Genomic DNA, 18,866 nt, shown 5'->3' on the forward strand with positions numbered 1-18,866 from the left:
AACAGATGAAAAAAACGCAATGGAAAACAGCGCTCTGGGCGGCTGCCACGGCAGCCAGCGCAGCGATGGCCCTGGGCCTGTGGGCGGGTAGCGCAGCCGCACAGGCGCAAGATCCCCTGAAGGTGATCCGCATCGGCATCGCCACCGGCGGTGTGGGCAGCGACCCGGTGCGCCATGGGGGCACCTCGGCCGCGCTGGCCTACACCGATGGCGGGCTGGAAGAAGAGTTCAAGAAGGACGGCGTGAAGGTGCAATGGACCTTCTTCAAGGGCGCAGGCCCGGCCGTCAATGAGGCACTGGTCAACAAGCAACTGGACTTTGCGTGGCAGGGCGACCTGCCCTCTATCGTGCACCGGGCCAGTGACGTGAAGACCAAGATCATTCTGGGCAGTGGCGTACGCGGCGGGCTCTACCTTGCGGTGCCGCCCGACTCCAACATCCGCCGCCTGGAAGACCTCAAGGGCCGCAAGGTGGCCGTATTCAAGGGCACCAACCTGCATCTGGCAGCCGTGCGCGCGCTGGCCGACAAGGGTCTGAGCGAGCGCGATGTGAAACTGCTCAATCTGGATTTGCCCAGCGCTGAGGCGGCGTTGGTCAGCAAGGACATCGACGCCGCATTTGGCTATGTGGGTTTTTTCAAGCTGCGTGACCAGGGCCTGGCCAAGGTGGTGTGGTCGGCCGCAGAAGATTCCTACAAGTACACCCGCCAGACGGCGCTGCTGGTGACCGACGACTTCGCCGCCCGCCACCCCAGGGCGGTGGAGCGCGTGGTCAAGACGGTGGTGCTGTACGCCCATAAATATTCCGACGAAAACCGCCGTGCCGAACTGTTTGCACAGTGGGGCAAGGCCGAGTACGCCGAGAAGGTGTGGCGCGAAGACTTTATTGGCCAGCCGCTGCGCGTGCGCCTGTCGCCACTGCTCGACCCATTTCTGGTGGCGCGCTACAAGGACGCGGCTGACGAGGCCCACAAGCTCAAACTCATCCGCAAGAAGCCAGAGATCGATAGCTGGTTTGACCGCCGCTATCTGAACGCTGCTCTCAAGGAGCTGAAGCTGGAGAGCTACTGGCCCGTGTATGGCGCCAACGGGGATCTGGTCGCCGCCCCTTGATGCAGGTCTCCAATCCGAACCACGGTGTCCAAGCCCGGAAAAGCCGCTCACCACCGCTCGTTGCAACCCGCCCGCACCTTGTGCGCGGCGGGTTTTTTGTGCCTGCGCCGAGGCAACCTCATAACGCAGGCGTCGCTGCTCATGCCGCAAACATCTTTGTCATTGCATATGAGTATTAACCATTTATTTTTATAACAAACGTCTTTTACATTTCTTTTGGTTGTTATCGATGGCGCTGCGCTCACCCCAGGTGGTAGCAGCTCCACCACCCACAAAGGAAATGCAAAAGATGGCGATACCCGCATTGAACGCGGCCGGGCCAGGCAGCCCCGTGAGCCCGCTGGACGCGCTGCCGGATGCCCCCACGCGCCGCCCCGCAGCGGTAAGGCAAAACGCTGCCTGGACTTGGGCGAGGCGTTCGCTTTGGGCCTGGCCCTTTCCGCTGGCCGTACTGGCGCTGTGGCAGCTCTCCGCCCTGTGGGGCTGGGTGCCCGAGCAGGTGCTGCCGCCGCCCGCCGCCGTGTTCAAGGTGTTTGGCGAGCTGCTGGCCAGCGGCGAGTTGTGGGACCACCTGCGCATCAGCATGGTCCGCGTGTTTGCGGGCTTTGGCATTGGCCTGTCGCTGGGCCTGGTGCTGGGTGGTGCCATGGGCCTGTCGCCGACATTCCGTGACTATTTCTTCCCATTGTTCAAGGCCTTCAGCCAGGTGCCGGTGATCGGCTGGCTGCCGCTGCTGATCCTGGTGGTGGGCATTGACGAGGGGCTCAAGTTTCTGCTGATCGCCAAGGCGGCCCTGGTGCCGGTGGCCATCAACACCTGCCAGGGCATTCAGAACGTGCCCAACCGGCTGGTGGAGGTGGCGCGTGTGTATGGCTTCACCCGCTGGCAGATGCTGCGCAAGGTGGTGTTTCCGGCGGCTACGGCGCCCATCTGGAACGGCGTGCGCTATGGCCTCACGCATGCCTGGCTGGCGCTGGTGGTGGTGGAGCTGCTGGCGTCATCGGAGGGCATTGGGTTCCTCATCGTCTATGGCCGCCAGCTCTTTCAGCTGGACGTGGTGCTGGCCGCCGTGCTGGCCGTGGGCATCGTGGGGTTTGTGATCGACAAGCTGCTGGCCGTGTCCGAGGCCTGGCTGCTGCGCTGGCGCAAGCCGGGTTTGTGAACGGGGTGTGCCAATGTCTTCTGTGAACGTGCAACGCAACGTGTTCCAAAAAGTGCCCGCACGCCTGCGGGGCTGGGTGCTGCCCGTGCTGATCCTGGCCGTGTGGTGGGCGGTGGTGGCTTCGGGGGCGTCCGATTCGCCCCTGCTGGTATCGCCATTGGCCGTATGGCATCGCGGTGTGGGCCAGGTTGTCAGCGGCGAACTGTGGGTGGCCTTGTCGGCCAGCCTGTGGCGCATGGCCTGGGGGTTCGGCATTGGCTCCGGCATCGGGCTGGCGGTGGGTGCGCTGCTGGGCTGGTCGCGCTGGGCCGAGCGGCTGGTGGGGCCCACGTTCCACACGCTCAAGCAGATCTCGCTGTTTGCGTGGATTCCGATGCTGTCGATGTGGTTTGGCCTGGGCGATACCGCCAAGGTAGCGTTTGTGGCCATGGCGGCGTTCTTTCCGGTGGTGCTCAACACGCTGGAGGGCCTGCGCAGCGTGCCGCGTGAGTACCTGGAGGTGGCCCGCGTGTACGAGTTCAGCGTGTGGCAAACGCTGCGCCGTGTGGTGGCGCCTGCTGCCGCGCCCTCACTGTTCACCGGTATCCAGCTCTCGCTCATCTACAGCTGGCTGGCCACGCTGGGGGCCGAATACCTGCTGGCCTCGGGCAAGGGCATTGGCAACACGCTGATCGATGGGCGCGAGCATTTCTGGATGGACCTGGTGCTGTTTGGCGTGGTGGTGGTGGGCCTGGTGGGCTTTGTACTGAACGCGCTGCTGGCCGCACTGGAAAAGCGCCTGCTGGCCTGGCGTGATCGCACGATCGCAAGGTATTGAGCCCCCTGAGGCGCTGCGCGCCATCCCCCTCAGGGGGACGCCCCCAGGGGCCTGGCAAAGCCAGCTCCCCGGGGGCACTGGCCTGGGCCGCGCCAGTTGCGGGCCATTGCTGAGAACAACGTCATTTGAAAAGGAACACACCATGGCACACGCCGGTACCCTGGCCATTCGCGGCCTGAACAAGCAGTACGAGGTCAAGGGCGAAGCCCTGCCCGTGCTGCAGGACATCCACCTCACCATCGAGCCCGGCGAGTTCGTGAGCATCGTGGGCTCGAGCGGCTGCGGCAAGTCCACGCTGCTGCGGCTGGTGATTGGCCTGGAGGGCGATTACCAGGGCGAGATCCTGCTCAACGGCCAGCGCATTGTGGGCACCAGCCTCAACCGGGGGATCGTGTTCCAGGAGCACCGCTTGTTCCCCTGGCTCACGGTCGAGAAGAACGTGGCGCTGGGCCTGCTCAACTCCAGCCTGACCGAAGGCCAGCAGCGCGCCACCGTGCGCGAGCACATTGCGCTGGTGGGCCTGCAAGGTTTTGAGACTGCCTATCCGCACCAGCTCTCTGGCGGCATGTCGCAGCGCGTGGCCATTGCGCGGGCGCTGGTCAACCGGCCCGACATCCTGCTGCTGGACGAACCCTTTGGCGCACTCGACGCCATGACCCGTGCCCACCTGCAGCAGGAGCTGCACCGCATATGGCAGCAGGAGGGCATCACCATGATCCTGGTGACCCATGACGTGGAAGAGGCCGTGTACCTGGGCGACCGCGTGGTGGTGATGGAGCCGCGCCCCGGCCGCATCCGCCGCACCGTGCCGGTGGGGCTGCCCCATCCGCGCGAGCGCACCTCCCACGCGTTCACCGCCATCAAGGACAGCGTGCTGCGCGAGTTCTCCGGCCACCCGGCGGCCGACCTGGCCGAGCCGCCGCTCAAGCGCGGCGAGCAGCTGGCGCCTGCCGCGCAGTGGCAATTTGCCGTTTGATTGTTTGTTCCCCTTTTACAGATCCCCGAGATTCCCATGACACAACAAAACCCCCTCGCTTTCTCCACACGCCGTTCTCTGCTGGTGGCTGGCGCTGCCGCATTGGCTGCCCCCATGGTGCTGCGCGCCCAGTCGCCCGCCAAGGTCATCCGCATCGGCTCGCCCGACCTGGGTACGGCCGGCAAGCCCTCGCCAGGCGGCAGTGTGTTTGCGGTGCTGCAGGCCAACAAGTGGCTGGAAGATGAATTTGCCAAGGACGGCATCAAGATCGAGTGGAACTTCTTTCGCGGCGCAGGACCGGCCGTGCACGAGGCGCTGTCGGCCAAGCAGCTCGACATCGTCTCGCTCGGCGACCTGGCCGCCGTCATTGGCCGCGCGCGCGGTCTGCCCACCCGCTTCATTGCGGCCACGGGCCGGGGCAGCAACAGCTATCTGGCCACGGCGCCGGGCGTGAGCATCAAGACCGTGGCCGACCTCAAGGGCAAGAAGGTCACGGTGCTCAAGGGCACCGCCTACCAGCGCACCTTCGACAACCTGCTGGCCACGGCGGGCCTGACCGAAAAGGACGTGAAGCTCATCAACATGGACTGGCCTACGTCCAAGGCCGCCGTGGTGGCCGGGCAGATCGACGCCACGTTCGGCGGCTCGGACCTGTTCCTGCTCAAGGCCCAGGGCGCGCAGATTGCGCTGAGCACCAAGGGCCGTGGGCCGGACTACACCATCAACTCCGGCATCCTGGCCACCGAGGATTTCGCTGCACAGAACCCGCAGCTCACGCAGCGCCTGGTGACCCAGCTGGTGCGCGCCGCCCACTGGTCTTCGCAAGAGGGCAACCGCGAGGCGCTCATCAAGCTGTACGCCGACAACAGCGGCAACCCCGAGCTGTCGTTCCGCGAAGAACTGGCGGGCGACAACCTGAACGCCCGATATTCGCCGCTGCTCGACGAGGGCTTCATCGCCGGTTACCAGGGCGTGCTGGACGACGGCGTCAAGCTGGGGCTGATCCGCCAGACGTTTGACGTGAAGGCCTGGTTCCAGCCCGCCTTCGTGCAGCAGGCCGTCAAGGACCTCAAGCTCGACAAGCAGTGGCGCGAGACCGATGCCGCCGGCAAGGCCAAGGGGGCTGCATGAGCATCACCACCAATGTGGCCGCCTCCGCTTCCACCCAAGCGCCCAACATCGTCTTTATCCTGGCCGACGACCTGGGCTGGGCCGACCTGAGCGTGTACGGCCAGGCCGACTTCACCACGCCGCACCTCGACGCGCTGGCGGGCGAGGGCGTGCGCTTTACCCAGGCCTATGCCAACTCGGCTGTGTGCTCGGCCACGCGGTTTGCGCTCATCACCGGGCGCTACCAGTACCGCCTGCGCGGCGGGCTGGAGGAACCCTTGGTGCGCAAGGCCCATGTGCACGGCCTGCCGCCCGAGCACCCCACGCTGCCATCGTTGCTGCGCGATGCGGGCTATGACACGGCGCTGATTGGCAAGTGGCACCTGGGCAGCCTGCCCACCTTCGGCCCGCTCAAGAGTGGCTACGACCGCTTCTTTGGCAACTATGGCGGTGCCATCGACTACTTCACGCACAAGCCCGGCGTGGGCGATGCCGTGGCGCGCGATTTGTACGAAGGCGAGGTGCCGGTGGAGCGCGTGGGCTACTACACCCAGCTGCTGGCCGATGAGGCCACGCGCTGGATCGGCGAGCGCAGCGCGGCCAAGCCGTTCTTTCTGTCGCTGCACTTCACCGCGCCCCACTGGCCCTGGGTGGGGCCGGAGGACGAAGAAATCTCGCTGGGCCTGAAAGACCTCTTTCACTACGACGGCGGCAACCTGGCCACCTATGCGCGCATGGTGCGCTCGCTCGACAAGGCGGTGGGCCAGGTGCTGGATGCACTCAAGGCACAAGGCCTGGCCGACAACACCATCGTCGTCTTCACCAGCGACAACGGCGGCGAGCGCTTTTCCAAGACCTGGCCCTTCACCGGCCAGAAGACCGAGCTGCTCGAAGGCGGCATCCGCGTGCCCACGCTGCTGCGCTGGCCTGCGCGTATTGCACCGCAGGTGAGCGACCAGGTCACCGCCACCATGGACTGGCTGCCCACGCTGCTGGCCGCTGCGGGCGTGGCGCCCCATGCCGACTACCCGCCCGACGGCGAGAGCATCCTGCCCGTGCTGGAGGGCGATGCGCCTGCGCACCCGCGCACGCTGTTCTGGCGTTACAAGTCGCAGCGCCAGCGCGCCGTGCGCGAGGGCCGCTTCAAGTACCTGCGCATCAACGACAACGAGTTTTTGTTCGACGTGGAAGACGACACGCTGGAGCGCGCCAACCTGCGCCACAAGCACCCCGAAGTGTTTGAACGCCTGCGCACGGCGTGGGAGCAGTGGAATGCGCAGTTCCTGCCCATCACCGACGAGGTCATCACCCACGGGCTGTCGCCCGACATCCAGGCCGACCGCTATGTGCCCGACCTGTCCCAGCGGGGCATGTAAGGCCCGCACGGGCAAAAAACCAAATAAAAGTGACTGATGCGCTAGTGGAATATGCGCTTGATGCTATCAAAAACATAGTATTTACAGACCCCTGCGCTACGGGCTGTCTGGCTACGGAACGCATGGGGCCGTCGCCAACACGGTCCCCGCGCGGTGGCAGTCACATCGACATTGTGAGACCGGCTTTTATCCATGAACTTTCAGCAACTGCGCTCTGTGCGCGAAACCGTGCGGCGGGGCTTCAACCTGACCGAAGTGGCACACATCCTGCACACCTCGCAGCCCGGGGTGAGCCGCCAGATCCGCGAGCTGGAGGAAGAGCTGGGCGTGGAGATTTTTGTGCGGGCGGGCAAGCGTCTCACGGGCCTGACACCGCCTGGCGAAGTGCTGTTGCCCACAGTCGAGCGCCTACTGCTGGAGGCCGACAACCTCAGGCGTGCCGGCCAGGACTTCAGCGACAGCGCGCAGGGGCGTCTGTCGGTGGCGGCCACGCACTCGCAGGCGCGTTATGCGCTGCCCCAGGTGGTGCGCGACTTTCGGGCGTTGTTCCCGCAGGTGTCGCTGCACCTGCACCAGGGCTCGCCCCGCCAGGTGGCAGAGATGCTGTTGTCCGGCGAGGCCGACATCGGCGTGGCCACCGAGGCGCTGGCCGGCTACGATGCCCTCGTCACCCTGCCGTGCTACCGCTGGACGCACAGCATCGTGGTGCCCCCGGGCCACCGCCTGCTCGACCTGCCCGGCCCGGTGACGCTGGAGCAATTGGCGCAATATCCCATCATCACCTACGAGCTGGGCTACACCGGCCGTGCGCACATCGACGAGGCCTTTGCGCGCGAAGGCATTGCGCCCGACATCGTGCTCACCGCCATGGACGCTGACGTGATCAAGACCTATGTGGAGCTGGACATGGGCGTGGGCATCGTCGCGTCCATCGCGGTCGATGAAGAGCGCGACCGCCACCTGCGGCTCATCGACGCGGGCCATCTGTTCGAGGTCAATCTCACCCGCCTGGGTCTGCGGCGAGGTGCCTGGCTGCGCGGGTATGCCTACCGGTTCATTGAAAGCTTTGTGCCGACGCTCACGCGCGAAGCGGTCGAAAAAGCGGTGCAGCAAGGCGGCGATGGCGTGGTGGATGACGCCGACGGGCGCAGGCTGGAATGACGCAGGCGACGCCGCCGGTTTCTTGTTCTCCTCAGGCCCGCCCCCGGGCATCCCCCGTTCAGGGCAATGACTTCACGCCCTCAAACGCCGCGTTCAGCGCCGCCTCGGCGGCCAGCAGGCGCTGCCGGGCTTCACCCGACCAGGCGCGGTCCTTGGCCAACGTGTCCTTGGCGGAGGCCACCATGCGCGCGACCTCCTGGGGCTGGGGGCCGCCTGTGCCGGTGCGGGTCTGCACCATCTCGGCGGGGGACAGGGCGCGGCGGAATTCCTTTTCCGTCAGGGGCAGGCGCTGGTCCTTGATGTCGTACTTTTTGCCCGCTTCGCGGTAGATGCGCACGGCTTCGGCGTACGGGAAGTCCTTGGGCCGGATGTTGCGTTCCTTGGCATACACCACCACGTCCGACGCAAAGTGGTGGCCCACCCGGAACGGAATGGCATGGGTGCGCTGCAGGGTTTCGGCCAGCTCCATCGACGTGGTCCATTCGGATTCCAGTTCGTCCAGCGCGCGGGCCGGGTCGATGCGCAGCGAGTCCAGCACATCGGCCAGCTGCTGCAGCATCTCCACGCCCTGGACAAAGGTCTTGGCGCTGCCGGGGCTCCAGGTGTTCTTGTAGTCGATCATGCCGGGCGTTACGTTATGGGCGCGCCACAGCGATGCCTGGGCCGACGCCACCACATCGCTGGCCTTGGCGCGGGTGTTCTGGATGATGCCCGGGTTCGCCTTTTGCGGCATGGCGCTGCTGGTGTAGGTCTTGGAGCTGGCCAGCAGCAGCCATGGCCGGGTCTGGTGGTACTGGGTGTGCACATCCTGCATGAAAGCGCCCACGCGGATGGCGGTGGAGCTGGCGATGGACGTGGCCTCGATCGGGATGTCATACGTGCTGATCTGCCCGGCATCCAGCGAGTTGACGATGAGCCCGTCAAACCCCAGCAGTTGCGCCAGGCGCTCCCGGTTGATGCCCCAGCTGGAGTTGGCCAGCACCGCCGTGCCCATGGGGCTGAGGTTGATGCGGGCATAGGCCTCGCGGATGCGGGCCGAGTCGCGGGCGAACGAATCGGCAAACGCCATGAGGTAGTGCCCATAGCTGATGGGCATGGCCTGCACGCCATTGGTGTAGGCGGGCACATAGGTGGCGGTGTGCGCCTGTGCGATGGTGATGAGCCGTGCGCGCACCTGGTCCAGGGCATCGGCAAAGTCCAGCATCTCCAGGCGCAACTGCGCAGCGTTCAGGGTGGAGTGGATGTCCTGGCGACTGCGCCCGGTGTGGATCAGCGTGGCCTCTGGACCCACGGCGTCCGTGATGATCTTCTCGACCTGCAGCACATCGGTGGGGCGCTTGCCGCCCGGGGCCGTCGCCTGCGTGATCGACAACTCCACGCCCCTCGCAATGCGGCCCGCCTGGGCTTTGGGGATGATGCCTTGCTCCACGTTGACCACGGTCGATGCCATGTTGATGCGGCCAAACCAGTAGAAGGTGTCCTGCGACTTGGACAAGGCGCTGGTGGCGTCCCCCTTGACCAGCCCCTGGATCTTGGCGACCTGTGCCTGGCATTCGGCGGTGGTCTTGCAGGCGGTGTCCAGGGTGTCTGCGGCCTGTGCCTGGCCCATGGCCAGGAGTGCGCCCACGACCGGGGCGAGCAGGAAGTGGGTGGGGCGCAAGGTGATCGTGCGCAGGGGCTGGCGCTGAGGTGATGGCATGGTGGTTTGTCTCCTGAGATCTCTCGCATCCAGCGGCGGGCTGGTGCGGGAATAAGATTCGTTAATTGAATGCATCTGGCGTGGGTTTGCCCCTTGCCAGCGCGCGATCGTTCCACAGCAGGCTCCGCAAGGCCAATGCTTCTTTTTCAAGTGAATTCATTTTTTGAATAAGTCATGCCGGATTTGACGCCTTCCGTCCTGTTCAACCGCATCCTGGGGCGGGTGCGCCTCAAGCACCTGCAGCTGGCCATTGCGATCGCCGACCTGCAAAGCCTGCACCGGGCGGCTTCCTCCATTGGCCTGAGCCAGCCCGCCGCGACCCATGCGCTGGTCGAGCTGGAAAGCTCTCTGGGCGGCCCTCTGTTCGAGCGGCACTCCAAGGGCATGCGCTTGACCCGCCTGGGAGAGGCGGTCCTGCCGCTGTTGCGCGCATCGCTGGTTCCGCTCCAGGCCGCCGCAGGCAATGCCGCGCTGTTGCAGCAGGGCGCAGCGTCTGCGCTGATCCGCATTGGCAGCATTGCGGCGGGCATCAACGGCCTGCTCACGATGGCCATCCCGACCTACGTTGCCGCACATCCGGATGCGGCCATCGATGTCCACGAGGTCACGATCGACAACTTGCTGGAGAGCATCCAGGAGGGGACCCTGGACCTGGCCATCTGCCGCGAACCGACCCCGCTGCCGCAAGGGTTCGCGTTTTGCGCCGCGCTGCAGGATGGGTTTGTGGTGGCCTGTCGTCCGGAGCATCCTCTGACCCGGCAGGCCACCGTCACGGCCGCAGAGCTGCTGGCCCAGCGCTGGCTGGCCCCACCCCTGACCGGGCTGGGACCCCAGCAGGTGGAGAGCCTCTTCGATGAACTGGGTGGTGTGCCTGAGCTGTGCCGCGTGTCGAGCCGTTCGACCGAGATTGCATACGCCATGCTGGCCGACAGCGACATGCTGATGTGCGCGCCCGCCAGCCTGCTGCGGCCGCTGGTTCAGCGTGGAGAGCTGGCGGTGTTGCCGTGGAAGTCACAGGCGGTGGGGCCGCTGGGCATCTTGGTCAAGGCAGATGTGCTGGCGCACCAGAGCCACCCGTGTCACAGCTTCATCGAGCATGTGCTGGCCGTTGGGGCGGGGCCGGGTCGCTGACCGCCATCAGCCAAGCGCTGCGACGGCGCTCCCAGCGTTTTGTCAGCCGCCCTGGTCGCCTGCATCGCCCTGAGAAGGGCCCAGCGCTTGCATCAGCATTTCCACCAGCGCGCGCAGCCGGGGCACCCGGCGCAGGTCCCGGTGGTAACCCAGCCACACATCGCGCCCTGGCGGCGCTGGGGCGACCTCCACCCTTTGCAGGCCGGGGTGTGAGTCACCCAACGGGCAAGGCAGTACGGCCAGGCCCGCGCCCGATGCGCAGGCCACGGCCTGCACGTGCCGGTTGTTGCTGCGAAACGCGATGCGCGCCGAAGGAAAGGCCTCGCGCAACCAGGCCGCGTCCGGCATCTCGCTGAAGCCCAGGTCCATGGTGATGAGGCGGGCGTCAGCACCGTCTGTGGGCATGTCTGCGCCCCGCTGCATGTACAGCGCGTAGGGCACATGCATCAGCCGCCGCTGTATGACGTCGGGCTCGTCAAAAGGAACGATGCGCGCCACCAGGTCCGCCTCGCGGCGCGCCAGGCTGAAGAGGCGCGCATCGGTCAGGAGTTCGATGCTGACGCGGGGGTGGTGGTTGGTGAACGCGGCGCACAGCGGCGCCAGCACATGCAGTCCAAACCAGTCAGAGGTCGATACCCGCAGCGCGCCTTCCAGCTGCTGGTCTGCGCCGTCCAGTTGGCGGGAGAACGACAGCGCCTGTGCTTCCATGCCCTCGGCGTGGCGCTGCACGGCGGCTCCTTCGTCGGTCAAGACGAAACCCTCGGAGGTCCGCTGGAACAGGGTGTGGCCCAGAGAAAGCTCCAGCGCCTTCAGCCTGCGGCCCATGGTGGGCTGGCTTTGTTGGAGGGCGCGGCCTGCCGCACCCAGCGTGCCGTGCCGGGCAATGGCCAAGAACACCTGTACGTCATCCCAGTTCATTGGCTGGATCATACAAAAGTGAATGACAAGGTTTCAATCTTGTGGCTTTTCATTCAAAAGCGAAAGATGAAAACTGGCGGCACTGTTCAACCCCGCGAAGGAAAACGCCATGTCCACCTCTCCCGTCCCCACCATGCAGGCCCTGGTGCTCGCATCCCCCCACGGCGCACTGACCCCCACCATGCTGCCCCGGCCCCAGCCCGCGGCGGGCCAGGTGCTGGTCCGCATCCACGCCAGCGGCGTGAACCCGCTGGACACCAAGATCCGCGCGGGCGCCGCCGAGCACGCCCAGCAACCACTGCCGGCCGTTTTGGGAATGGACCTCGCTGGCGTGGTGGAGGAGGTGGGGCAGGGCGTCTCTCGCTTCAAGGTGGGGGATGCGGTGTATGGCTTTACCGGCGGCATTGGCGGGCTGCAAGGCAGCCTGGCGCAATACGCGGTGGTGGATGCACGCCTGTTGGCCCACAAGCCGGGCCGGTTGACCATGCGCCAGGCAGCGGCCTTGCCGCTGGTCTTCATCACCGCCTGGGAAGGACTGGTGGACCGTGCCAACGTGCGCAGCGGGCACAAGGTGCTGGTGCATGGTGGCGCCGGGGGCGTGGGCCATGTGGCGGTGCAGCTGGCGCGCGCGCGGGGTGCCGAAGTGTTCGCCACGGGCACGGCGGCGCAGGCCGATTACATCCGGTCCCTGGGCGCCACGCCGATTGACCATGAAACAACCTTGGTCGAGGCCTATGTCCACGCGTTTACCGACGGCCGGGGCTTCGATATCGTTTACGACACCGTGGGTGGGCCAGTGCTGGATGCGTCGTTTGTGGCGGTCCGCCGCTACTCGGGCCACGTGGTGACTTCGCTGGGCTGGGGCACCCACAAGCTGGCGTCGCTGTCGTTCCGGGGTGCCACTTTCTCTGGCGTGTTCACGCTGCTTCCCATCCTCACGGGTGAGTTCCGTGAACACCACGGCGAGATCATGGAACAGGCCACCTTGCTCGCGGAAGCGGGGCAACTAGAGCCATTGATCGACCCCACCAGCTTCACGCTGGACACCGCCGAAGCGGCGCACGCCCTGGTCGCCAGCGGCCGCGCCCTTGGCAAGGTGGTGGTGAGCGTGCTGCCATGAGCCAGCCGGGTCAACCTTTGGCAGAAAGCGCCAGCGGGCCAGCCAGCAGGGACGACGCTGCAGGCCTGCGGCATGGTGCGATGGCCCCGACGCACGAACACCTGCGCCACGTGGCGGATGCGCTGATCGCGGCCACCAACGCATTGGCGGTGGAGCGGGTGCTCGCCCTTTTTGCACACGATGCCGTGATCGACGACCCCTCCACGGGCCACCGTTTTGATGGCCATGCCGGAATACGCCGCTATGTCGAACAGTACTTCGTCGGTTACCAGACGGTGACCCGGTTCCTGTCGATGCAACGCCTGGGGCCGCAGCGCGCGAGGGTGCGGGTGGACTTCACGGGGGATTTTGGTCACGAGATCGGCAACCTTGACATCACCGTGAATGCGCAGGGCCTTATCGCCCGGCTGGATGCCGACCTGGAATGAGCGGTGTGAATGGCTTGGCTGCGCGACGGCCCTCAGGGCCGGCGTGCGGCACCAGGCTGCACGAGGCGGAGGTGGGCGGCGCTGTGCTGTTTTGATGCGGAATTTGATCAAAAACAGCCGGAAGCGCTAGTGAATCATGCGGTAATAGCTATCAAAAAGAGAGCGTGTTGATCCGACTCAACGCGGCAAGCACCCCGCAAACCCCCTGGGCCCTGCTGCCGAGACATCCGCCAGCGCCACGGCCTCCAGCCGGTCGTTCTGCCCCGGTATCTTGGTCAGCCGCTGGCCGTTCTGCCAGCGCCACTGGGTGCCGTCAAAACTGTAGATGAAGGTGTGCGTGCGGTTGGACAGCAGGTGCGCGGGGGTGAGGGTGATGGCCTGGGCGGCGGCTTCGGTGGGTGCGTGGGCCTGGGCCTCGTTGTCCTTGATGACGAGCTTGCCTACGTAGGGTGTCACGGTGGATTCGGTGCGCGTGACTTCGGGCTGGACCAGGGCAGGGCTGTAGCCGGTCAGGGTCCAGTCGCCCGCGGCGCCAGGCAGTACATGGGGTTGCCGTGCGGCCAGGAACTGGGTGCACGCGGTGGTGATGGCATCGAAGCTGGTGGTGGCGGGGCCGGTGGCTTCGGGCTTGCTGCAGCCTGCCAGGCCCGCCACCATGGCGGCAGCGGCTGCCAGGTGGAGGGGGGCACAGGAGCGGAGGGTGGGCTGGGTCATCAGGCGTGAGGCGGGGGGGCGTCGAGAAGTTCGGCCGCACGGCCAGGCGGCTGCGGGGCTGGCTGCATTGTGGGCGGCTGGTTGCGGTGGGTCTTGACGGACATCAAGGCGCGTGGGCTTTCACGGCAATGTGGTGGGCAGGGCCAGCGCGCCTTCGTCACCCCGGTACCAGCGCAGCAGAGCGCTGGGTGCGTGGAGCGGCGTGCCGTCCAGGGCTGCCAGCACGGCGGCGTTGAGTTCGTGGGCGCTGGCGGGCAAGGGCTGGTCGCGGTAGGCCAGGGCGGTGCCGGCCATCAGCGCTTCGGCGTCCACCAGCAGGCGTAGGTTTTGCGGGATGGTGGGCGATTGCTCTGCACAGTGCACAGCCGACAAGGAATGCGCCTTGCGGCAGGCGGCAGGGCGCACGCTGTAGATGGCACACCGATCATTGACGAGAAAGCTGCAGGGCTGGCGCGTGCTGCCCGCGCTTGCCGCCGCGACGTGCTGCTGCAGGCGCAGCAGGGTTGTGGCCTGGTCCGCGCCGGGCAGCGTGCGCAGGTGCTGGGCGATGCGCAGCACCTCGGGCTCCGTCGCCTCCACGCGCAGGTGGCAGCAGTGCGCGCAGCCCGCCTGGCACGCTGGCTGGGGGCCGGTGGCGCGGGCTTGTTCTGCCACGGTATCCAGGCCCTTGTGCAGTTGGGCGATGAAATCGACGGCGGCCTGGGCGGCGGCGTTGGCCTCGGTGCCATGGGCTGCAGCGCCCTGCATGGCGTGGGCCTGCACCGCCCGCAAGGCCCGCCCGGCCGCGCTGCGCACGCGGGCGATGGACTGCAGGAAGGCCGCTTGCTCTGCCTCGGTCAGTGCTGGGTCGGGCGGGCTCGTCATGGGGTTGTGGGGAGCGTGCTGGAGGGGGCAGGCGCATTGGGCGCCAACGGCAGCCACACGCTGGCCGCGAGGCCAGATCCGTCGGTTGTGTCGCTGGCTGCCGCCAGTTCCAGCCGTCCTTCCATCAGCTGCACATACCGCGCCACGATGGCCAGGCCCAGCCCTGCACCCTGGCCCAGGCGCTGGCCCTGGTCGCCCTGCGCCCAGCGCTGTTGCAGCTGCTGCGCCAGCGTGGCGTCCACGCCGGGGCCGTTATCGGTCACGCGCAGCACACCAAAGCCGGGCTCGGTGTGCAGCGCCACGGTGATGCGGGGTGGCGTGCCGCGCCCGTAGCGCAGTGCGTTGTCCAGCAGGTTGTTCAGGATGCCTTCGACCAGCGCTGTGTTGCCCCGCACCACCACGGCCTGGTCCAGCCCCTCGGCGCCCAGGTCCACTCCCAGGGCATCGGCGCGTGGCAGGTAGCGCAGCAGCACGTCGCGCACCAGCGAGTGCAAGGCCAAGGGCTGCAACGTCAGCGCGATGCCACCCTCGGCCGCACGGGCCAGGGCCAGCAGCTGGTCCACGGTGCGGCTGGCGCGCTGTTCGGCTTGGGCGATGCCCTCGATTTCGCTGCGCCAGACGGCCGGGTCGTTGTGGGCCAGTGCGTGGGCGGCCTGGGCGCGGATGCCAGCGAGCGGAGTGCGCAGCTCGTGCGCCACGTTGCCCGCAAATTCGCGCTGCGCGTGCAGGCTTTGCTGCACCCGCGCCAGCAAGCCGTCCAGGGCCACGCCCAGGCGTTGCACGTCGCTGGTGCTGGCCTGTTGCGTCAGCGCGGGCGGCAGGGGTTGCAGGTCGGCAGCGTCGCGCTGGTCCATGGCGTCCTGCAGTGCACCCAGCGGATGCAGGTCGCGCTCGATGCCACGCAGCAGCCACGACCCCAGCACCACCAGCAGCCACAGCTGGGCCAGGCCCGAGTACACCAGCAGCCTGCGCAGCAGCTGCGTGCGCTCGGCGGTGGTCTGCGCCATGACGACGGTGAAAGAGGGCGGCCCCGCAATCTGCAAGGTGGCGCGCCGCAGCTCGCGCCCGTCTTGCGAAAGCTGCGAAAAGGCGTGGCTGCTGCCCGCCGCCACCACGCCCGGCGCCAAATGGGGGTCGCCTGCGATGAAGCTGCCATCGGGCGCGTACACCGCAAACCATACGGTTTCGCTCTGGTCAAAACGCAGCAGACCCACCTCGCGCGGCGTGAGGTCCAGCCGCAAAGGGTCGCGCGCAGGATCTGTCGGCTGGCCGCCGCGCACATGGGCGGCCACGGCGTGTGCGTCGTCGAGCAACGCTCGGTCAAATGCCTCGGCCACAAAGTGGTTGCCCACGCCCAGCACCACCGTGCTGCCCAGCCCCCAGATCAGCACCAGTGACAGCAGCACGCGCCGGCCTATGCGCTGGCGCAGGTCGGGCGGCTGCTGGTGCAGCGGTGCGGGGCCGGGTTCAGGACTGGCCAACGTCATCCTCTAGCACGTAACCCAGCCCACGCAGCGTGCGGATCGCCGCGCCGCTGCCGGCAATCTTGCGCCGCAGGCGGGAGAACGAGGCCTCCAGCGCGTTTTCGCCCACCACCTCACTACCGTCCGACAGGCGCGAGGACAAGTCGCCCTTGCTCAGCACACGGCCGGGCGGGGTCATCAGCTCCCACAGCAAATCGAACTCGCGCGCGGGCAGCTCCAGCGGTTGCCCGGCCACGCTGACGCGGCGCGCCTGGCGGTCGAGCACCAGCTGGCCCACGGTGACGATGTCGGCGGTGCCGCTGGCGCGTCGCAGCAGCGCGCGCAGGCGCGCTTCCACCTCTTTGAGTTCATAGGGCTTGCCCAGATAGTCGTCGGCGCCGGCGTCCAGCCCGGCAATGCGCTCCTCGGTGCTGTCGCGGGCACTGAGCACCAGCACGGGGGTGCGGTCGCCGCGCGCACGGGCGCTGCGCAGGGCGGTGAGGCCGCTGCCCAGGCCACTGCGCGCATGGGCAGCGTGGGGCAGGTTCAGGTCCAGCAGCACAGCGTCGAAAGCCTGTACGGCCCACCAGTGCTGGGCTTCTTCGACGGTATGGGCCAGCTCGACACGGTGGCCCGCGTTTTCGAGGCCCTGGGCCATGGTGCGGCTGAGCACCGGGTCGTCTTCCACCAGGAGGAGGCGCATGGAGGTCGGGGTTCTACGTGAAATTACGCATGGCCAAGATCAGCCTGCGATCAGGTTCGATGGAGATAGTCTGCCCGTCAGCATACCCCAGCCCTGCGCGCCGTTTGCACCGCCGGATGGGGTCGTCCAGCCTATCAGGAGACAACCTTTACATGATCAACCGCAATCTACTCAGAGGCTTTGCCCTCATGGCTTTGGCGCTGGGCTTTGGCCTGCCGTCCATGAGCTATTCGCTGGGGACGCTCGGCCGCGCAGGGCCGGGCATGTTCCCGTTCATCGTCAGCTGCATGCTGTTTGTGATCGGGGTCATCACCGTGGTGCGCGCGCGCCTGGTGGCACCGGTGCCCATGGACTTCCAGGTGCGCAACATCGCCATCATTCTGGGCAGCCTGTGCGGCTTTGCGGCGCTGTCGCACTTTGTGAACATGATCGCAGGCATCGTGTTTCTGGTGTTCTGCTCGGGGTTTGCGGGTACGTCGTACTCGTGGAAGCGCAACCTGAAGATCGCTGCGGTGCTGGTCGGCATCGCGTTTGCATTCCAAAAGCTGCTGGGCGTGAGCCTGCCGCTGTACTGAGGTCGCCGCCATGGAAGTCTTGAACAACCTCGCGTTTGGCTTCAGCCACGCGCTGACGCTGCAGAACCTGATGTTCTGCGCCCTGGGCTGCACGGTGGGCACCCTGGTGGGCTTGCTGCCGGGCCTGGGCCCGCTGGCCACCATCAGCCTGCTGCTGCCGCTGACCTATTCCATCGACACCACCGGCGCACTCATCATGCTGGCCGGCATTTACTACGGTGCGCAGTACGGCGACAGCGTGAGCGCCATCACCATGAAGATCCCGCATGCGAGCAGTATCGTGGCGTGTATCGACGGGTATGCGATGACGCTGAAAGGGAAAACGGGGCTGGCCCTGTTCACCGCCGGGTTCTCCAGCTTCATCGGGGGCACGGTGGCCATTGTGGTGTTGGCGTTCCTGGCGCCCAGCCTGGGCGAGGTGGCCTTTCTGTTCGGCCCTGCCGACTACTGCGCGCTGATGCTGGTGGGTTTTGTGTGCGTGAGCTTCGTGACCACGGGCAGCCTGCTCAATGGCCTGGCCATGTGCATGGTGGGCGTGCTGCTGGGCTCCATCGGTACCGACGTGAACAGCGGCCTGGCCCGCTTCACCTGGGACGCTCCGTTCCTGGCTGACGGCGTGGGCATTGTGAGCATTGCGCTGGGCTGCTTCGGCATTGCAGAGATCGCAAAGAACCTCGACTCGCGTGAAGAGCGCTCGCCCTTCAACGGCAAGATCAAGCTCATGCCCACCTGGCCCGAGTTCAAGCGCATCATCCCCAGCGCGCTGCGTGGCAGCGTGGTGGGCTCCATCCTGGGCATCCTGCCCGGCGGCGGCCCCGTGATCGCCCAGTTTGCGGCCTATGCGCTGGACAAGAAGGTCAGCAAGTACCGCCACGAAATCGGCACCGGCTGCATCGAAGGCGTGGCCGGCCAGGCTGCAGCGGACGAAGCGGCTGCACGCACCAGCTTCATCCCGCTGATGAGCATCGGTATCCCCGAGAACGCCGTGATGGCGCTGATGATGGCCGCGTTCATCATCAAGGGCATCCAGCCCGGCCCCAACATGATTGCCGGCCACCCCGAACTCTTCTGGGGTCTGGTCGCCAGCATGTGGATTGGCAACTGCTTCCTGCTGGTGCTGAACGTGCCGCTGGTGCGCTACTGGCTGTCGGTGTTCAAGATTCCGTACAACGTGTTGTTCCCCGCGATCTTGTTCTTCTGCTGCATTGGCACCTACAGCATCAACAACAACCTGGACGACGTGTTCATCACTGTGGCGTTTGGTGCGCTGGGCTACCTGTTCATGCGGCTGGAGATGGACCCCTCGCCGCTGATGCTGGGCTTCATCCTGGGCCCCATGCTCGAAGAGAACTTCCGCCGCTCCATGCTGCTGTCGCGCGGTAGCTTTGAGGTGTTCATCAACCGTCCTATCAGCGGCACGCTGATCAGCCTGATCGCCGCATTCGTCTTGTGGCAAACGGTGGCGTTTTTCCGCCAGCGTGGCAAGGCCAAGGAGCTGGTGGTGACGGAGCCCGTTGCATCCTGAAGATTGACTCTC

General features: G+C 66.4%; 18 protein-coding genes. 12 read left to right on the forward strand and 6 right to left on the reverse strand.

All coding sequences use genetic code 11. The annotated features are described in order from the left end of the window. Positions 1 to 5 precede the first annotated feature (5 nt). The 7 genes from IB236_RS14415 to IB236_RS14445 all read left to right on the forward strand — a co-directional run bounded on the left by IB236_RS14415 (position 6) and on the right by IB236_RS14445 (position 7,714). The gene (locus tag IB236_RS14415; protein WP_192421251.1) at positions 6 to 1,112 is read left to right on the forward strand and encodes an ABC transporter substrate-binding protein; all 1,107 of its coding nucleotides are present in this window, start codon (positions 6 to 8) and stop codon (positions 1,110 to 1,112) included. A 289-nt stretch (positions 1,113 to 1,401) separates the two neighbouring features. After that, positions 1,402 to 2,274: an ABC transporter permease gene (locus IB236_RS14420; RefSeq protein ID WP_192421252.1), complete on the forward strand. Its 873-nt coding sequence runs from the start codon at positions 1,402 to 1,404 to the stop codon at positions 2,272 to 2,274. Between the two features lie 13 nt (positions 2,275 to 2,287). Further along, entirely contained in the window at positions 2,288 to 3,091 is an 804-nt protein-coding gene (locus IB236_RS14425; RefSeq protein WP_192421253.1) for an ABC transporter permease, read from the forward strand. A 142-nt stretch (positions 3,092 to 3,233) separates the two neighbouring features. Then, on the forward strand, positions 3,234 to 4,067 hold the full coding sequence (locus IB236_RS14430) for an ABC transporter ATP-binding protein (protein WP_116749602.1): 834 nt from the start codon (positions 3,234 to 3,236) through the stop codon (positions 4,065 to 4,067). Positions 4,068 to 4,103: 36 nt separating this feature from the next. Next, positions 4,104 to 5,198, forward strand: a complete 1,095-nt coding sequence (locus IB236_RS14435; RefSeq protein WP_192421254.1) for an ABC transporter substrate-binding protein — start codon at positions 4,104 to 4,106, stop codon at positions 5,196 to 5,198. Next, positions 5,195 to 6,553 (forward strand): sulfatase, encoded by a 1,359-nt coding sequence (locus IB236_RS14440; protein ID WP_192421255.1) that lies wholly within the window; start codon positions 5,195 to 5,197, stop codon positions 6,551 to 6,553. The genes IB236_RS14435 and IB236_RS14440 overlap by 4 nt, the downstream gene beginning before the upstream one ends. A 192-nt stretch (positions 6,554 to 6,745) precedes the next feature. Continuing rightward, complete coding sequence (locus IB236_RS14445; protein ID WP_146869635.1) at positions 6,746 to 7,714, forward strand: CysB family HTH-type transcriptional regulator; 969 nt, start codon at positions 6,746 to 6,748, stop codon at positions 7,712 to 7,714. A gap of 58 nt (positions 7,715 to 7,772) precedes the next feature. Here the strand turns inward: IB236_RS14445 and IB236_RS14450 are convergent, their stop codons facing one another. Beyond that, positions 7,773 to 9,413, reverse strand: a complete 1,641-nt coding sequence (locus tag IB236_RS14450; RefSeq protein WP_192421256.1) for an argininosuccinate lyase — start codon at positions 9,411 to 9,413, stop codon at positions 7,773 to 7,775. 174 nt (positions 9,414 to 9,587) lie between these two features. Here IB236_RS14450 and IB236_RS14455 point away from each other — a divergent pair, with 174 nt between their 5' ends. Further along, the gene (locus IB236_RS14455) at positions 9,588 to 10,544 is read left to right on the forward strand and encodes a LysR family transcriptional regulator (RefSeq protein ID WP_192421257.1); all 957 of its coding nucleotides are present in this window, start codon (positions 9,588 to 9,590) and stop codon (positions 10,542 to 10,544) included. A 42-nt stretch (positions 10,545 to 10,586) separates the two neighbouring features. Here the strand turns inward: IB236_RS14455 and IB236_RS14460 are convergent, their stop codons facing one another. Then, entirely contained in the window at positions 10,587 to 11,462 is an 876-nt protein-coding gene (locus tag IB236_RS14460; RefSeq protein ID WP_192421258.1) for a LysR family transcriptional regulator, read from the reverse strand. Between the two features lie 109 nt (positions 11,463 to 11,571). Here IB236_RS14460 and IB236_RS14465 point away from each other — a divergent pair, with 109 nt between their 5' ends. Together IB236_RS14465 and IB236_RS14470 are read left to right on the forward strand one after the other, a co-directional pair. Then, the gene (locus IB236_RS14465) at positions 11,572 to 12,582 is read left to right on the forward strand and encodes a zinc-dependent alcohol dehydrogenase family protein (protein ID WP_192421259.1); all 1,011 of its coding nucleotides are present in this window, start codon (positions 11,572 to 11,574) and stop codon (positions 12,580 to 12,582) included. Positions 12,583 to 12,662: 80 nt separating this feature from the next. Beyond that, positions 12,663 to 13,010: a nuclear transport factor 2 family protein gene (locus IB236_RS14470; RefSeq protein ID WP_225581152.1), complete on the forward strand. Its 348-nt coding sequence runs from the start codon at positions 12,663 to 12,665 to the stop codon at positions 13,008 to 13,010. A gap of 177 nt (positions 13,011 to 13,187) precedes the next feature. On the opposite strand, the gene IB236_RS14475 is transcribed toward IB236_RS14470, so the two are convergent. From IB236_RS14475 to IB236_RS14490, 4 genes are all read right to left on the reverse strand, one after another. After that, complete coding sequence (locus tag IB236_RS14475; protein ID WP_192421260.1) at positions 13,188 to 13,724, reverse strand: hypothetical protein; 537 nt, start codon at positions 13,722 to 13,724, stop codon at positions 13,188 to 13,190. Positions 13,725 to 13,844: 120 nt separating this feature from the next. Next, the gene (locus tag IB236_RS14480; RefSeq protein WP_192421261.1) at positions 13,845 to 14,588 is read right to left on the reverse strand and encodes a YkgJ family cysteine cluster protein; all 744 of its coding nucleotides are present in this window, start codon (positions 14,586 to 14,588) and stop codon (positions 13,845 to 13,847) included. After that, a complete protein-coding gene (locus tag IB236_RS14485; protein WP_056744311.1) occupies positions 14,585 to 16,075 on the reverse strand; it encodes a sensor histidine kinase in 1,491 nt (496 codons plus the stop codon). Before IB236_RS14485 ends, IB236_RS14480 begins: the two co-directional genes overlap by 4 nt. Then, positions 16,056 to 16,754 carry a response regulator transcription factor gene (locus IB236_RS14490; protein ID WP_056067514.1) on the reverse strand — a complete coding sequence of 233 codons (699 nt, stop codon included), beginning with the start codon at positions 16,752 to 16,754 and terminating at the stop codon, positions 16,056 to 16,058. The genes IB236_RS14485 and IB236_RS14490 overlap by 20 nt, the downstream gene beginning before the upstream one ends. A gap of 152 nt (positions 16,755 to 16,906) precedes the next feature. Here IB236_RS14490 and IB236_RS14495 point away from each other — a divergent pair, with 152 nt between their 5' ends. Together IB236_RS14495 and IB236_RS14500 are read left to right on the forward strand one after the other, a co-directional pair. Then, a complete protein-coding gene (locus tag IB236_RS14495) occupies positions 16,907 to 17,329 on the forward strand; it encodes a tripartite tricarboxylate transporter TctB family protein (RefSeq protein ID WP_056067517.1) in 423 nt (140 codons plus the stop codon). A 10-nt stretch (positions 17,330 to 17,339) separates the two neighbouring features. Beyond that, positions 17,340 to 18,854, forward strand: a complete 1,515-nt coding sequence (locus tag IB236_RS14500; protein ID WP_056744313.1) for a tripartite tricarboxylate transporter permease — start codon at positions 17,340 to 17,342, stop codon at positions 18,852 to 18,854. The last annotated feature ends 12 nt before the right edge of the window (positions 18,855 to 18,866 follow it).

This window comes from Acidovorax sp. ACV02 (assembly GCF_014851475.1).
In the GTDB taxonomy this organism is placed as follows: Bacteria; Pseudomonadota; Gammaproteobacteria; order Burkholderiales; family Burkholderiaceae_C; genus Acidovorax; species Acidovorax delafieldii.

Bases quoted from the DNA above. Each gene is read 5' to 3' on its own strand.
- IB236_RS14500 (WP_056744313.1), top strand. From the start codon at position 17,340: ATGGAAGTCTTGAACAACCTCGCGTTTGGCTTCAGCCACGCGCTGACG.
- IB236_RS14475 (WP_192421260.1), bottom strand. From the start codon at position 13,724: ATGACCCAGCCCACCCTCCGCTCCTGTGCCCCCCTCCACCTGGCAGCC.
- IB236_RS14470 (WP_225581152.1), top strand. From the start codon at position 12,663: ATGGCCCCGACGCACGAACACCTGCGCCACGTGGCGGATGCGCTGATC.
- IB236_RS14490 (WP_056067514.1), bottom strand. From the start codon at position 16,754: ATGCGCCTCCTCCTGGTGGAAGACGACCCGGTGCTCAGCCGCACCATG.
- IB236_RS14455 (WP_192421257.1), top strand. From the start codon at position 9,588: ATGCCGGATTTGACGCCTTCCGTCCTGTTCAACCGCATCCTGGGGCGG.
- IB236_RS14435 (WP_192421254.1), top strand. From the start codon at position 4,104: ATGACACAACAAAACCCCCTCGCTTTCTCCACACGCCGTTCTCTGCTG.
- IB236_RS14415 (WP_192421251.1), top strand. From the start codon at position 6: ATGAAAAAAACGCAATGGAAAACAGCGCTCTGGGCGGCTGCCACGGCA.
- IB236_RS14480 (WP_192421261.1), bottom strand. From the start codon at position 14,588: ATGACGAGCCCGCCCGACCCAGCACTGACCGAGGCAGAGCAAGCGGCC.
- IB236_RS14465 (WP_192421259.1), top strand. From the start codon at position 11,572: ATGTCCACCTCTCCCGTCCCCACCATGCAGGCCCTGGTGCTCGCATCC.
- IB236_RS14425 (WP_192421253.1), top strand. From the start codon at position 2,288: ATGTCTTCTGTGAACGTGCAACGCAACGTGTTCCAAAAAGTGCCCGCA.
- IB236_RS14430 (WP_116749602.1), top strand. From the start codon at position 3,234: ATGGCACACGCCGGTACCCTGGCCATTCGCGGCCTGAACAAGCAGTAC.
- IB236_RS14445 (WP_146869635.1), top strand. From the start codon at position 6,746: ATGAACTTTCAGCAACTGCGCTCTGTGCGCGAAACCGTGCGGCGGGGC.
- IB236_RS14440 (WP_192421255.1), top strand. From the start codon at position 5,195: ATGAGCATCACCACCAATGTGGCCGCCTCCGCTTCCACCCAAGCGCCC.
- IB236_RS14495 (WP_056067517.1), top strand. From the start codon at position 16,907: ATGATCAACCGCAATCTACTCAGAGGCTTTGCCCTCATGGCTTTGGCG.
- IB236_RS14450 (WP_192421256.1), bottom strand. From the start codon at position 9,413: ATGCCATCACCTCAGCGCCAGCCCCTGCGCACGATCACCTTGCGCCCC.
- IB236_RS14420 (WP_192421252.1), top strand. From the start codon at position 1,402: ATGGCGATACCCGCATTGAACGCGGCCGGGCCAGGCAGCCCCGTGAGC.
- IB236_RS14485 (WP_056744311.1), bottom strand. From the start codon at position 16,075: ATGACGTTGGCCAGTCCTGAACCCGGCCCCGCACCGCTGCACCAGCAG.
- IB236_RS14460 (WP_192421258.1), bottom strand. From the start codon at position 11,462: ATGAACTGGGATGACGTACAGGTGTTCTTGGCCATTGCCCGGCACGGC.